At 68.0% G+C, this 12716-nt stretch carries 13 protein-coding genes; 5 read left to right on the top strand and 8 right to left on the bottom strand.

Translation table 11 applies throughout. The annotated features are described in order from the left end of the window. Positions 1–150 precede the first annotated feature (150 nt). Positions 151–1707, bottom strand: a complete 1557-nt coding sequence (locus OWC43_RS20585; RefSeq protein WP_137830053.1) for a 2-isopropylmalate synthase — start codon at positions 1705–1707, stop codon at positions 151–153. A 408-nt stretch (positions 1708–2115) separates the two neighbouring features. Between OWC43_RS20585 and OWC43_RS20580 the strand changes: the two genes are divergently transcribed. Further along, positions 2116–2445, top strand: coding sequence for a hypothetical protein (locus tag OWC43_RS20580; protein ID WP_393958095.1), 330 nt, complete (start codon positions 2116–2118; stop codon positions 2443–2445). Positions 2446–2513: 68 nt separating this feature from the next. On the opposite strand, the gene OWC43_RS20575 is transcribed toward OWC43_RS20580, so the two are convergent. From OWC43_RS20575 to pdxY, 3 genes are read right to left on the bottom strand one after another with little or no spacing between them, the layout of a single operon-like run. Next, positions 2514–3245 carry an NUDIX hydrolase gene (locus tag OWC43_RS20575; RefSeq protein WP_393958094.1) on the bottom strand — a complete coding sequence of 244 codons (732 nt, stop codon included), beginning with the start codon at positions 3243–3245 and terminating at the stop codon, positions 2514–2516. Beyond that, positions 3235–4161: a PhzF family phenazine biosynthesis protein gene (locus tag OWC43_RS20570; RefSeq protein WP_393958093.1), complete on the bottom strand. Its 927-nt coding sequence runs from the start codon at positions 4159–4161 to the stop codon at positions 3235–3237. The genes OWC43_RS20575 and OWC43_RS20570 overlap by 11 nt, the downstream gene beginning before the upstream one ends. Before the next feature lie 17 nt (positions 4162–4178). Continuing rightward, positions 4179–5030: a pyridoxal kinase PdxY gene (gene pdxY / locus OWC43_RS20565; protein ID WP_393958092.1), complete on the bottom strand. Its 852-nt coding sequence runs from the start codon at positions 5028–5030 to the stop codon at positions 4179–4181. Between the two features lie 132 nt (positions 5031–5162). Here pdxY and OWC43_RS20560 point away from each other — a divergent pair, with 132 nt between their 5' ends. The 3 genes from OWC43_RS20560 to OWC43_RS20550 all read left to right on the top strand — a co-directional run bounded on the left by OWC43_RS20560 (position 5163) and on the right by OWC43_RS20550 (position 7134). Then, on the top strand, positions 5163–5684 hold the full coding sequence (locus OWC43_RS20560; RefSeq protein ID WP_393958091.1) for a DedA family protein: 522 nt from the start codon (positions 5163–5165) through the stop codon (positions 5682–5684). Position 5685: 1 nt separating this feature from the next. Continuing rightward, positions 5686–6462 (top strand): cobalamin-binding protein, encoded by a 777-nt coding sequence (locus OWC43_RS20555; protein ID WP_393958090.1) that lies wholly within the window; start codon positions 5686–5688, stop codon positions 6460–6462. Positions 6463–6633: 171 nt separating this feature from the next. Continuing rightward, positions 6634–7134 (top strand): MmcB family DNA repair protein, encoded by a 501-nt coding sequence (locus OWC43_RS20550; protein ID WP_137830060.1) that lies wholly within the window; start codon positions 6634–6636, stop codon positions 7132–7134. Between the two features lie 34 nt (positions 7135–7168). On the opposite strand, the gene OWC43_RS20545 is transcribed toward OWC43_RS20550, so the two are convergent. From OWC43_RS20545 to fumC, 4 genes are all read right to left on the bottom strand, one after another. Further along, the gene (locus OWC43_RS20545; protein ID WP_393958089.1) at positions 7169–8878 is read right to left on the bottom strand and encodes a methyl-accepting chemotaxis protein; all 1710 of its coding nucleotides are present in this window, start codon (positions 8876–8878) and stop codon (positions 7169–7171) included. Between the two features lie 343 nt (positions 8879–9221). After that, positions 9222–9467, bottom strand: a complete 246-nt coding sequence (locus OWC43_RS20540; RefSeq protein ID WP_393958088.1) for a ribbon-helix-helix domain-containing protein — start codon at positions 9465–9467, stop codon at positions 9222–9224. Further along, positions 9464–9652 carry a DUF4169 family protein gene (locus tag OWC43_RS20535; RefSeq protein WP_137830093.1) on the bottom strand — a complete coding sequence of 63 codons (189 nt, stop codon included), beginning with the start codon at positions 9650–9652 and terminating at the stop codon, positions 9464–9466. Before OWC43_RS20535 ends, OWC43_RS20540 begins: the two co-directional genes overlap by 4 nt. 59 nt (positions 9653–9711) lie before the next feature. Beyond that, positions 9712–11142: a class II fumarate hydratase gene (fumC, locus tag OWC43_RS20530; protein ID WP_137830063.1), complete on the bottom strand. Its 1431-nt coding sequence runs from the start codon at positions 11140–11142 to the stop codon at positions 9712–9714. Between the two features lie 122 nt (positions 11143–11264). Here fumC and OWC43_RS20525 point away from each other — a divergent pair, with 122 nt between their 5' ends. After that, the gene (locus tag OWC43_RS20525) at positions 11265–12671 is read left to right on the top strand and encodes a cytochrome P450 (protein WP_393958086.1); all 1407 of its coding nucleotides are present in this window, start codon (positions 11265–11267) and stop codon (positions 12669–12671) included. Positions 12672–12716: the final 45 nt, after the last annotated feature.

The following is a 12716-nucleotide window of genomic DNA, read 5'->3' as shown; positions in this document are numbered from 1 at the left end:
CAAGACACGCCCTCATCCTGAGGTGCGAAGCGAAGCGGAGCCTCGAAGGAGGGCTCCAGAAGCCGCCGTGGTCCCTGGAGCCCTCCTTCGAGGCCCCGTAAAGGCGGGCACCTCAGGAGGAGGGGTTCGGGTGGGACAACGCGGCTCGTATTAGACCACCGCGGCGTGCTGCGCGTGCAGCCGGACGGAGGCCGCCGAGAGCTTGTTGAGGGCCGACAGATAGGCCTTGGCCGAAGCGACCAGGGTGTCGGGATCCGCGCCGCGAGCCGTCACCGAGCGCTCGCCGGCCTTCAGCCGCACCGAGACCTCGGCCTGCGCGTCGGTCCCCTCGGTGACGGCGTGGACCTGATAGAGCTCAAGGGTCGTGTCGTGCGGGACCATGGCGTGGATCGCGTTGAACACCGCGTCCACCGGCCCATTGCCGTCGGCCTCCTCGGTGAACGTGCGCCCGTCCATCTCGATCTTCATCGTGGCCCGCTGAGGCCCACGGGTGCCCGCGATCACCGAGAGTGAGACCAGCCTGATCCGGTCATGCGCGGTCGCGAGGTTCTGATCCACCAGCGCCTCGATGTCCTCGTCGTAGACATGCTTCTTCCGGTCGGCCAGATCCTTGAAGCGCTCGAACACGTCCTGCATCTGGTTGTCGGACAGCGAGATGCCGAGTTCGGACAGCTTCGATTTGAACGCGGCCCGGCCCGAATGCTTGCCCATCACCAGGGAGGTCTTGGACAGACCGACGGAGGCCGGCGTCATGATTTCGTAGGTCTCGGCGTGCTTGAGCATGCCGTCCTGATGGATGCCGCTCTCGTGGGCGAAGGCGTTCCGGCCGACGATGGCCTTGTTGTACTGGACCGGGAAATTCGCCGCGTGGCTGACGAGCTTGGAGGCGCGCGTCAGCATCGTGGTGTCGATCGCGGTCTCGTAGGGCATCACATCGCCCCGGGTGCGGATGGCCATCACGATCTCTTCGAGAGCCGCGTTGCCCGCCCGCTCACCGATCCCGTTGATCGTGCACTCGATCTGACGCGCGCCGCCCTCCAACCCGGCCAGCGAGTTCGCCACCGCCAATCCCAGATCGTTGTGGCAATGCACCGAGAACACCGCCTTGTCGGCATTCGGCACGCGCTCGCGCACCTGGCGGAACATCGCACCGTATTCCTGGGGGGTGGCGTAGCCCACCGTGTCGGGGAGGTTGATGGTGGTGGCGCCCGCGCGAATCGCCGCCTCGACGCAGCGGCAGAGATAGTCGATGTCGGTCCGGGTCGCGTCCATGGCCGACCATTCCACGTCCGCGACGAGGTCGCGGGCCTGGGCCACGGTCTTCAGGATGATCTCGATCACCTCGTCCTGCGTCTTGCGCATCTGGTGGGCGAGATGGATCGCCGAGGTCGAGACGAAGGTATGGATGCGCCCGTTCTGCGCATGGCGCACCGCCTCGCCCGCGCGGGCGATGTCGGCGGGGATCGCGCGGGCGAGCCCGGCGATGGTGGCGCGCTTCGTGCGCCGGGCGATCTCGGAGACGGCCTCGAAATCCCCGTTCGACGCGATGGGGAAGCCTGCCTCGATGATGTCGACGCCCATCCCGTCGAGGAGTTCGGCAACCGCCAGCTTCTCGTCGAGGGTCATGGTGGCGCCGGGGCACTGCTCGCCGTCGCGCAGCGTCGTGTCGAAGATGACGACGCGGTCCTTCGGGGTGGTGTTCGTCATGGGTCTGTCCTCGCGGTCGGCGCGCTCGACCTCGTGAGGAGCGGCGCCGGAAAAGCCTGTATCCGGGTTGGCGCGGCATCCCCTGAGAGCCCAGGCGCCCACGCCCGGACGGCCCTCAGGGGCGGCTAAGAAGCAGGCCGACGAGGATGAGCGCGCGCGACGATACGGCCGCGGAAGCGGCGCCGTCACTCGTCTGCGCGGAGCGGCCAGGGGCCACGCTCTCTCTCCTCAGGGGCTGACTCGCCGGCAGACCGCCCGCGACCAGGGTTCGGGTATGTATCGATTGGTGGGGAGTGTGACAAGCACAGCCGCGCGGAGCGATTGACCCGTCTCTTCGAGCACCGCACAAGTTCGCTCGACGAAAGCTTGGCCTTTCTCGAACGCGCCGCCCCCGATGGGAGACACGCCTTGACCCTGCCTCGCTCCGCCGCTCTCCTCGCCGGCCTTGGTCTGTCGCTCGGCGCTTGCCAGTCGAGCGCGCCGCCGCCGGTCGCGGCGGTGGCCGCCGCCCCGGCACCTGTGATCGCCGATCTGGCGCCGGGCGCCGGTTGTGCCCCGACCATCGCCCGCACCCAATCTATCGTCGCCGGCGACGTGCAGACCGGCGATCTGTCGGAGGCGGTCGGCAAGCGCTTCGGTGCCGATCTCGGTAAGGCGGCCGATGCCTGCGCCGCCGGACGCGACGCCGAGGCCTTGCGCCTGCACGCCGCGGCCAAGGCGCGCTACGGGTACCGGTAAGTCTCCGCCCCCGACGCAAACCCTCCGGGTAGGAGCGAAAGGAAGCCGGGTTCCGGCTCGGTCCTCTCTCAGTCCGGAAACACGCTCGCCAGATAGGCCTGAACGAAGCCGGGCATTCGCGCGGCGTCGATATCGGCGCGGGAGCGGGCGATGACGCTGTGGGCGAGTTCCGGCTCCGCCTCCTCGCCGCGATGGGCGTCGATGCGGGCCTTCAGCGATTCGGCATCGAGGTCGAACCGTACCGGGCGCAGGAAGGCGAGTTGTCCGTCGCCCCGCAGGAGAACCCAATCTTCGGCCGCGTCCTCGGGCAACGAAAGGCCCGTCTCCTCCAAGAACTCGCGCTCGGCGCTGCCGGCCAGATCGACCGTATCGTCGTCGCGCCGATCGCCCGGATCGGGCGTGCCGCAGGGGAAGTAGATCTGACCGGCATTGGCGGTCTGCGCGCCCATCACGCCGAGCACCACCGCGCCGTCGGCGCTGAGCGGCACGATCGCGGCGAAGGCGTTGGCGACGAGCGCATCCGGCACGCCCGCATCGCGAAAGGCGATGAAGCGCGAATACCGCACCTCGAAGAACGCTGCCTCGCAGGCACCGTCCTCGATGGCGCAGCCGCTCGCCAAGTAGACCGGGCCGTCGAACAGCTCCGGCGTGGCTTCCAAACGGCGTTGCCAATTCCGCTCGATCGACGCCTCGTTGTCCCTGGCCCAGACCCATTCGTAGGGTACGAGACGAGCGGCGATGCGCGTCAACGGCGTCAGGGTGAAGCCGGGCGCCGGCAGGCTCGACCCGTCAATCGACATGCAGTGTTCCCTCGGCGATCAGAACCGCGGCGCCACCGATCTCGGCCGAGCGCAAGGCGCCCTCGGTGATGACGAGTTGAAGCGCGATCGCGCTCGGGCGACCCATGGCGATGCCCTGGCGGATGAGCACGTCGTGGGTCCCGTCACCCAAGGGCTCGAATTGCATCAGCACGCCGGCGAAGGCCGCCGCGGCGCTTCCCGTGGCCGGATCCTCGCGCACGCCGAGCCGCGGAGCGAACATCCGCGCCTGATACTGATGGCCGATGCCCTCGGGATCGAGGGCGTAGAGATAGAGCGCGTCCGCCTCTCTCCTGAAAAGCCGGGCAAGACCGGCTTCGTCGATCCGTGCCCGGTCGAGAGCGTCACGGCTTGCCAGGGGAACGAAGGTGAAAGCGGGCCCCGCGGAGTGGCGGCTGGGATGATGTCGATGGAAGCCGATCTCCGAGTGACTCAGGCCAAGCGCAGCGGCTAGCGCCTCCGCCTTGGGAGCCTCGCCGAGATAGGTCGGCAGAACCGGCAGCTTGAAGCGCGCGCGGCCGGAGCGCCCATCCGCATCCGCCTCGACCACGCAGGAAACGGTGCCGATGCGCTCCTCGAGACCGAACGCCACGGCGTCCGCCGCCTCGACCTCGGCCCGCTCGGAACGGTCGCGCAGAGCGAGGAGCAGAGCCGTCCCGACGGTCGGATGACCGGCGAAGGGGAGTTCGCGGGCCGGGGTGAAGATCCGCAACGCCGCCCTGTGACGCGACTCCGCGGGAGCGGAGACGAACACCGTCTCGGACAAATTGAACTCGCGGGCGATGGACTGCATCGTCGCCTCGTCCAATCCGTCGGAGTCCAGCACCACCGCCAGCGGGTTTCCGGCAAGCGGCGTGCCGGTGAACACGTCGAGGATGGCATAGCGGCGTTTGGGCATCCGGAATGTCCTCGTCCTCAAACGGCCTCGACCGGGAAGGCGCTCGTCGGCGCCACGAACTCGTCCTGCGCCTCCACCGTCAGCAACTCCTCCGCGCCCGCCTCCGCCGTGCGGCGCAGGAGACCGTGGATCGACGCCGCCGCCATGCCGAGGGCCAGAGCCGCCGAGCGTGTGCGCCAGTAATGCACGAGATAGAGCGCGGCGACCGCGTCGCCCGCGCCCGAGACCGCCTTCAGATCGAGACGCGGCGTCCGTACCCGCCAGAATGCCCCGCCTTCGCCCGCCATCATGTCGATGGTCTCCGGCGGCGTCTCGGCGGTGGTCAGCGAGGTGACCAGCACGACCCTCGGGCCCAAAGCCTGGACGGCATTCACAGCCGCCTTGGCGGCGGCCAGCGTATCGGTCGGTCGCCCGGCGATGAGATCGAGCTCGAATTGGTTGGGTGTGAGGATGTCGGCCGCTGGTACCGCCTGGCTCCGCATGAAATCGGCGATGCCCGGGCGAACATAGACCCCGGAATAGGTGTCACCGATCACCGGATCGCAGCAATAGATCGCCTCGCGATTGGCCGCCCTGACGGCGGCGACCGCCCGCAGGATCGCCGTGCCGATATCGGCCGAACCCATATAGCCGGACAGCACCGCATCGCAGTGCTTCAGCGCGCCGCGTTCGGCCACGCCCTGGATCACCTCCTCGACCGCCGGTCCATCGAACACCCGACCGCGGCAGGCCCCGTAGCCGGTATGGTTGGAGAACTGCACGGTGTGCACCGGCCAGACCTCCACCCCGAGCCGCTGCATCGGGAACACCGCGGAGGCATTGCCGACATGGCCGTAGGCAACGTGCGACTGGATCGACAGAACCTTCATGCAGGGCGTTCTCGGCGCTCCGGGTTACGGCGTCCACTGCGTTCGTAACCCGATTGGCCATCCGGTGCATCCCGTGCCCTTGCTGCCGCGTTGCGGACCGGACAAGGGACGCCCTGAGGCACCGGAGACGGCATGGACTTCGAGACGATCAAGCAGACGGTGCTTACCTTCGTGGAGACCCACAAGGCCTGGGCACCGGTCGTGACGGCGGTCATCGCCTTCTGCGAGTCGCTGGCGTTCCTGTCGCTGCTCGTACCCGCCACCTTCATCCTGCTCGCCATCGGCGCGCTGATCGGATCGAGCGACCTGCCGTTCTGGCCCATGGTGATCGGGGCCGGCATCGGCGCCGGCATCGGCGATTGGGTGTCCTACGAGGTTGGCCATTACTTCAAGGACGACGTGAAGCGGGTCTGGCCGATGAAGCGCTATCCTGAGATGACCGACAAGGCCGAGGATTTCCTTCGGCGCTGGGGTGCGGGCGCAGTGGCGATCGGGCGCTTCATCGGTCCGGCCCGCGCCGTGGTGCCGCTGGTGGCGGGCTCCTTCGGGGTCCATCGCATCCCGTTTCAGGTTGCCAACTGGCTGTCGGCCTTCGTCTGGGCCTTCCTGATGCTGGCCCCCGGAGCCGGTTTGCTGACATGGTTCAAGCATTGAGATGCGCCGCTTCCCGCCCGAACGGATCGTCTGCCTGACGGAGGAGACCGTCGAGACGCTGTATCTGCTCGGCGAGGAGCATCGCATCGTCGGCGTCTCGGGCTACGCGGTGCGCCCGCCGCGGGTGCGCAAGGAGAAACCGCGCGTCTCAGCCTTCACGAGCGCGGACATCCCGAAGATCCTCGCCCTCGATCCAGACCTCGTCCTCGCCTTCTCCGACCTGCAGGCCGGGATCGCCGCCGACCTCGCCCGAGCGGGGATCGCCGTTCATCTTTTCAACCAGCGCGACGTGGCCGGCTGCCTCGCGATGATCCGCACGCTGGGCGCCCTCGTCGGCGCCGCAGAGCGGGCCGACGCCCTGGCCCGCTCCTACGAAGCGCGTCTGCGGGACGCCGCCGCGGCAGAAGCCGAACGGCCACGCCTCAAGGTCTATTTCGAGGAATGGGACGAGCCGATGATCTCCGGCATCGGCTGGGTCTCCGATCTGATCGGACATGCGGGCGGCTGCGACGTCTTCCCGGATCTCAGCCGAGCCCAAGCCGCCAAGGACCGCATTGTCACATCGGAGCAGGTGATCGCCGCGGCACCCGACGTGATTCTCGCCTCTTGGTGCGGAAAGCGCGTCAATATCGAGCGCATCCGCGCGCGGCCGGGCTGGCACGACATCCCCGCGGTGGCGGCCGGGCGCATCCATGAGATCAAGTCGCCTCTGATCCTCCAGCCGGGCCCGGCGGCGCTGAGCGACGGGTTTGATGGGATCCGCGCGGCCCTCGGATGAGCGTGGTCAGAGGTTGCCGGTGGATGCGTAGCGTCCCTCGGGCCCAACCCGGAAGCGCGGGAGCGACCCGCATCAGCAGCCTGAAACATTGCCGCAGGTGACAGCGGCGGCTGGCGCCTGCCAGGATAGGCCGGTCACGATTCGGCCTCACCCGCAAGCCATCGCCCCGCCATGTCCACAGCCCTCGCGTCGCCTGCCCTCGCGCACGTGGTTCTCCCGCCCGATCGGCGGCAATCGCCGACGGCGCTCAACATCCAGCGCGGGGTCCGTCGCCTGTTTGCCGAAATGGGCTGCGTGACCTTGCCGGAATTCTCCCTCGCCAACGGGCGTCGGGCCGACGTGATCGCCCTGTGCGGAGCGGGAAAGCTCACCATCGTCGAGATCAAGTCGAGCGTGGCCGATTTTCGTGCCGACCGGAAATGGCCGGATTACCGCGATTACTGCGACCGGTTCTACTTCGCGATTCCCGAGAGCGTACCTGAAAGCCTTATCCCGGAGGATTGCGGCCTCATCGTCGCCGATGCCTTCGGCGCTGCGATCCTGCGTGCGCCCCCGGATCATCCCCTGAGCGGACCGCGACGCAAGGCCGTGACCTTGCGCTTCGCCCATCTCGCCGCCGGATTGCTGCACGCTTTGGCCGATCCCGGAGCGATCCGCGAGGGCGCGCTCTGAGATCGATTCGATGCGGCCACGCTGAAGGGGCGCCTCAGGCTGCGCGGACCGTGTCGAGGAAGCGCTGAACCTCGGTGCGCAGGTGTTCGGATTGCTGGGATAGGCCGGAGGCCGCGCCGAGCACTTCGTTCGCCGCCGTGCCGGTTCGCTCCGCCGCCTGGGCGACCGTTACGATGTTGGCGGTCACCTCACCGGTTCCGGCCGCCGCCTGGGCCACGTTGCGGACGATCTCCTGCGTGGCCGCGCCCTGCTGCTCGACGGCCGCGGCGATCGACGTGGCAACGCCGCTGATCTCGCGAATCCGGTCAGTGATGCCGTCGATTGCGCCGACCGCCCTGCCGGTCGAGGCCTGGATCCGGCCGATCTGGTTCGAGATCTCGTCGGTGGCGCGCGCGGTCTGGTTCGCGAGTTCCTTGACCTCAGCCGCGACGACGGCGAAGCCGCGACCGGCGTCGCCGGCGCGCGCCGCCTCGATCGTCGCGTTGAGCGCCAGCAGATTGGTCTGTCCGGCGATCGTCGAGATCATGGCCACCACGTCGCCGATCCGGGTCGCAGCGCCGCTCAATTCCTGTACCAGGACGGCGGTTTCGCTCGCTTCGGTCACGGCGCTCCCGGCGAGCAGCGCCGAGCCGTCGACCTGTCGACCGATCTCCTGCACGGAGGCCCCGAGTTCCTCCGCCGCTGCGGCGACAGTGCCGACATTCGCGGCGGCTTCCTCGGCGGCGGCCGCCACCGACGTCGATTGTCCCGCCGTCTGCGACGCCGTACCGGCCATGCTCCGCGCGGTCGCTTGGAGCTGCGTCGCGGCCGCTCCCACAGAGGCGACGATCCCGCTCACAGCGCGCTCGAAGCCGTCGGCCATGGCCAGGGTGGCGGCCTTGCGCTGGGCTTCCGCACCGGCGCGGGCGAGAGCGGATTCCTCTTCGAGAGCGCGGCTGCGGATGAGATTGTCCTTGAACACCTGAACGGCGGCGGCCATCGCACCGATCTCGTCACGACGCTCTTGGTACGGTGTCACGGCGGTGGCATCGCCCGAGGCGAGGCGGTCCATCGCCGCCGTCATGGCGGTGATCGGTCGGGCGATGCGCAGCATGGCCATCATCGAAGCGGCGACGGCGACCGCGACGGCAAGGGCCATCGCCACGTAGGACGCGACGCTCGCCGCCTCCGCCTCGGCCACGCTGACAGCAGCGCTGTGTTTCGCGCCGCGCTCGTTCAATAGGACGTCCTGCATGATGACCTCGCGCATCGCCGCGTAGGTCCGGATGTTCTCCGCTGCGACGAGAACCGTCAGCGCCTCGTCGAACTTGCCGGCCTCGACCAGTGACTCGATCGGCCGGTTCATGACGAGATACTGTTCCCACAAGCGCAGGAAGGGCGCGTAGACGCTGCGCTCTTCCTCGGAGGAGATCAGCGGCTCGTACCGGTTCCGGGCGGTCGACACGGCCCCGAGCGACGCGAGGTAGTCGGTCCGATGCGTGGCGCGGCGCTGAGGATCAGCGGATGCGGTGATGTAGCGGTATTGGAGGATGCGGACCTGATCGATTTCGCTGCGCAGCCCCGCGAGTGCGGTCATCGATGGCAGCCAATTGGTCGATACCTCATTGGCCTCGTAGCGGATCCCCGACAGCTTGATCGTCGAGAGTATGCCCTGCCCGCAGGCTATGGCCGCCATCAGGGCGAAGAGGCCGGCGAGGGTTGTCTTAAGAGAGATCCCTCGGAGCGTTCCCGAACCCGAACCCATAACGATTCTCCCGACACGCTCGTCACGGCCGCGGCCGGTCTGGCGCGCCGTCGGAGCTCTCCCCCGCGGCGAGACGACAATACCGGGACGCTCAACGATTGATGAAGACGGCGACTGGCGACCCGTGTGATTTCGAGCCGGGATGCGCCAGAAAATGCGCGCTCATCGAGCAACTTTCGAGATGGTAATGCGTAAAACGCCCCATCTACTTCAGACTAGCGGCCTTATTCACCTCTGAGTAGTATCTGCATACATAATTTTGCAGCGACGAGTTGTTCGAGGTTCGGAGCAAGCGGCAAATTTGGGCTCTTCACGTCTCCGTGACAGGTCAAATTCTCTCGGACTAATCCATCCGGCCAGTCGTGGTCGTCTGACAAGCTTCCAAGATGAAAACCCGGATCGCCGAGGAGAGATTGCGCCCTTCGCGCGCCGCATCGACGGCGCCGACGAGGGCCTGGACCGATTGGCCCCGGCTTCGAGCCAGGGTCTGGAGGGCCTCCCAGAACTCGGTCTCGAGCGAGATGCTGGTGCGATGACCCGCGATACTGACCGAGCGCTTGACGATGCCCGGCTGCGGTGCCGCGCTCATTCCTTGTCGGGATCGGTCAGACGGTGGCCTTCGTGGCGGGCGGTCTCGATGGACTTGCGCGTCTCGGCCAGGGTCTTGGCCTTCTTCGGGCGGCCGAACAGAACCCGGTTCTCCGCAGCCTTCGCCTCCCGCTCGGCCTTCTCGCGCGCCTTACGCACCTGCCGCAGGTTGATGATCTCGGCCACCCCGTCCTCCGTCATCGCCCGGCGCAGGGTATCGCCCACGCCGGGCCGGAAGTTTGCGCTTATTCGGCGCCCGGCGCCAGCATGGTTTCCGGCCGCACCACGCGCTCGAATTCCTCTTCGGTGACGTAGCCCAGTCGCAGAGCCTCGTCCTTGAGCGTGGTGCCGTTCTTGTGCGCCGTCTTGGCGATCTCGGCAGCCTTGTCGTAGCCGATCGACGGGGCGAGGGCCGTCACCAGCATCAGCGAACGGCTCATCAGATCCGCGATGCGATCCTCGTTGGCCTTGATGCCGACGACGCAATTGTCGGTGAAGCTCACCGCCGCATCCGCGAGCAGCCGCACCGATTGCAGCACCGCGTTGGCGATCACCGGTTTGAACACGTTGAGTTCGAAATGGCCCTGGCTGCCGGCGAAGCTCACCGTCGTGCCGTTGCCGATGACCTGCGCGCAGACCATCGTCAGCGCCTCGCACTGTGTCGGATTGACCTTCCCCGGCATGATCGACGAGCCGGGCTCATTCTCCGGCAGCGAGAGTTCGCCGAGGCCGGAGCGCGGGCCGGATCCGAGCAGGCGGATGTCGTTGGCGATCTTGAACAGGCCCGAGGCCAGAGCCGAGAGGGCGCCCTGGAGGAAGACGAGGGCGTCGTGGGTCGCCAGCGCCTCGAACTTGTTTTCGGCGGAGGTGAAGGGCAGCCCGGTCAACTCGGCGACCTTGGCGGCGAAACGATCCGCGAATTCCGGATGGGCGTTCAAACCGGTGCCGACGGCGGTACCGCCCTGCGCCAGCGCCAGCACGCCGGGCAAAGTCGCGGCGATCCGGGCGCCGCCGAGGGCGACCTGCGCGGCGTAGCCCGAGAATTCCTGGCCCAGCGAGACCGGCGTCGCATCCTGGAGATGGGTTCGGCCGATCTTCACGACGCTCTCGAACGCCTTCGCCTTGGCGTCCAGCGCCCCGTGCAGGTGCGTCAGGGCCGGCATCAGGCGCTCCTGCACCTCGCGGGCGACCGCGATGTGCATGGCCGTGGGGAAAGTGTCGTTCGAGGATTGGCCGCGGTTGCAATGGTCGTTGGGGTGAACCGGCGATTTGCCGCCGCGCTTGCCGCCGAGCCGCTCGTTGGCGAGGCTGGCAATGACCTCGTTGGCGTTCATGTTGGACTGGGTGCCCGAGCCGGTCTGCCAGACGACCAGCGGAAACTCGTCGTCGTGCTTTCCGGCGACGACCTCGGCGGCCGATTCGGCGATGGCGTCGGCGACCTTGGCGTCGAGCCCGCCGAGATCCTTGTTCACCAGCGCGGCGGCCTGCTTCACGATGCCCAGCGCATGGACCAGGGGCGCCGGCTGCCGCTCGGTGCCGATGCGGAAATTCTGGATCGAGCGCTGGGTCTGCGCGCCCCAGTAGCGGTGGGCCGGCACCTCGATCGGACCGAAGGTGTCGGATTCCGTGCGGGTCTCGACGCGGGACTCGGCAGCTGGGGACTCGTGCGGCGACATCGTGGCCTCTTCGTTGGCTCGGGCGTGCCCCTACTTAACGAAGCCGAGGCTCGAGCGCGATGGCGCCCCGCGGAGGGGCGTGACGCATCTCCCGCTCCGTCACCGCGAAGGTTGTTCGGCCGATGCAGGACACGATTTCCCTTACGGCCGAGACCCTCACGGCGCGCCCGCCGTTCCGGCCGCAAGTGCCGCCACCGCTGACCCGGCCGCTCGGTCTGTTCGCCTTCCTCAAGGCCGTGCGGGAGAACCCCATCGCGACCTGGATGGAATCGCATTTCGAGGATTTCGTCGTAGCGGGCGAGGGCGCGATGGGGCGCATCACGGTGGTGAGCGAGCCCGATCTCGTGCGCTACCTCCTGGTCGAGAACGGTGCGAATTACCGCAAGGACGACCTGCAACGCCGCGTGCTCGCTCCCGGTCTCGGAAACGGCCTGCTGACCGCCGAGGGTGACGAGTGGCGCCTGCAGCGCCGCACCATGGCGCCGATCTTCTCCGCGCGCCACGTCGCAGGCTTCCTCACACAGATGGATGCCGCCGGCGCCCGGGTCGCCAAGCGCCTCGCCCGCCGCGACGGCGCCAGCATCGATGTCGTGCTGGAGATGACCCGCACCACCCTCGACGTGCTGGAGCGGACGATCTTCACCCAGGGCCTGCCCGGCGATCCCGATGCCCTCGGCCGCGCCCTGACGCGTCTTCTCGAATCGATCGGGCCGATCGACCCGCTCGACGTGTTCGGCGTCCCCGGCTTCGTGCCCCGGCTCGGGCGGTTCAAGGCGCGGCCGTCATTGCGATACTTCGCCGAAGTCGTCGACGAACTTCTGGATCGTCGCAAGGCGGCGCTGGCCAGGGGCGAGGCGCCCCACGATCTGATGACCCTGCTTCTGGCGGCGCAGGATCCCGAATCCGGCAAGGGCCTCTCGGACCTGGAGGTGAAGGCCAACATCGTCACGTTCATCGCCGCCGGACACGAGACGACCGCCAACGCCCTCACCTGGGCGCTTTACTGCATCTCGCAGGACGAGGCGGTGCAGTCCCGACTCGAGGCAGAGGTCGATGCCGCCCTCGGCGACGATGGCACCATGCGGCTCGACCGCCTTCCCTTCACAAAGGCGGTGATGGAAGAGACCTTGCGGCTGTTCCCGCCGGTGCCGTTCCTCAGCCGCCAAGCGCTGCGCGACGATCGCATCGGCCGTGTGAAGATCCCCCGCAACTCGACCGTGATCATCGCGCCCTACGTGATGCAGCGGCACAAGAAGCTGTGGGAGGCGCCCGACGCGTTCATCCCGGATCGGTTCTTCGGCGAGCGGCGGGACGCGGTCCGACGCTTCTCCTACCTGCCGTTCGGCGCCGGCCCCCGGATCTGCATCGGCCAGAGCTTCTCGCTGCACGAGGCGACCCTCGTCCTTGCCCGCGTCCTCCACGCGGTGCGGCTCACCCTGCCGGAAGGGCATCCGCCGGTCACACCACTCCATCGCGTGACCTTGCGCCCGAAGAACGGCTTGCGAATGGTCGTCACGCGGCGTCATTGACGCCGATGTGGCACCGCTTCCGAATGCCCGCGATGCCGATTGAAG

This window comes from Methylorubrum sp. POS3, from assembly GCF_043352485.1.
GTDB lineage: Bacteria > Pseudomonadota > Alphaproteobacteria > Rhizobiales > Beijerinckiaceae > Methylobacterium > Methylobacterium suomiense.
This window is presented reverse-complemented; position numbering and strand designations above follow the sequence as displayed.

Excerpts from the sequence above, each read along its gene's own strand:
- OWC43_RS20585 (WP_137830053.1), bottom strand. The coding sequence starts at position 1,707 with ATGACGAACACCACCCCGAAGGACCGCGTCGTCATCTTCGACACGACG.
- OWC43_RS20575 (WP_393958094.1), bottom strand. The coding sequence starts at position 3,245 with ATGTCGATTGACGGGTCGAGCCTGCCGGCGCCCGGCTTCACCCTGACG.
- OWC43_RS20570 (WP_393958093.1), bottom strand. The coding sequence starts at position 4,161 with ATGCCCAAACGCCGCTATGCCATCCTCGACGTGTTCACCGGCACGCCG.
- pdxY (WP_393958092.1), bottom strand. The coding sequence starts at position 5,030 with ATGAAGGTTCTGTCGATCCAGTCGCACGTTGCCTACGGCCATGTCGGC.
- OWC43_RS20560 (WP_393958091.1), top strand. The coding sequence starts at position 5,163 with ATGGACTTCGAGACGATCAAGCAGACGGTGCTTACCTTCGTGGAGACC.
- OWC43_RS20555 (WP_393958090.1), top strand. The coding sequence starts at position 5,686 with ATGCGCCGCTTCCCGCCCGAACGGATCGTCTGCCTGACGGAGGAGACC.
- OWC43_RS20550 (WP_137830060.1), top strand. The coding sequence starts at position 6,634 with ATGTCCACAGCCCTCGCGTCGCCTGCCCTCGCGCACGTGGTTCTCCCG.
- OWC43_RS20545 (WP_393958089.1), bottom strand. The coding sequence starts at position 8,878 with ATGGGTTCGGGTTCGGGAACGCTCCGAGGGATCTCTCTTAAGACAACC.
- OWC43_RS20540 (WP_393958088.1), bottom strand. The coding sequence starts at position 9,467 with ATGAGCGCGGCACCGCAGCCGGGCATCGTCAAGCGCTCGGTCAGTATC.
- fumC (WP_137830063.1), bottom strand. The coding sequence starts at position 11,142 with ATGTCGCCGCACGAGTCCCCAGCTGCCGAGTCCCGCGTCGAGACCCGC.
- OWC43_RS20525 (WP_393958086.1), top strand. The coding sequence starts at position 11,265 with ATGCAGGACACGATTTCCCTTACGGCCGAGACCCTCACGGCGCGCCCG.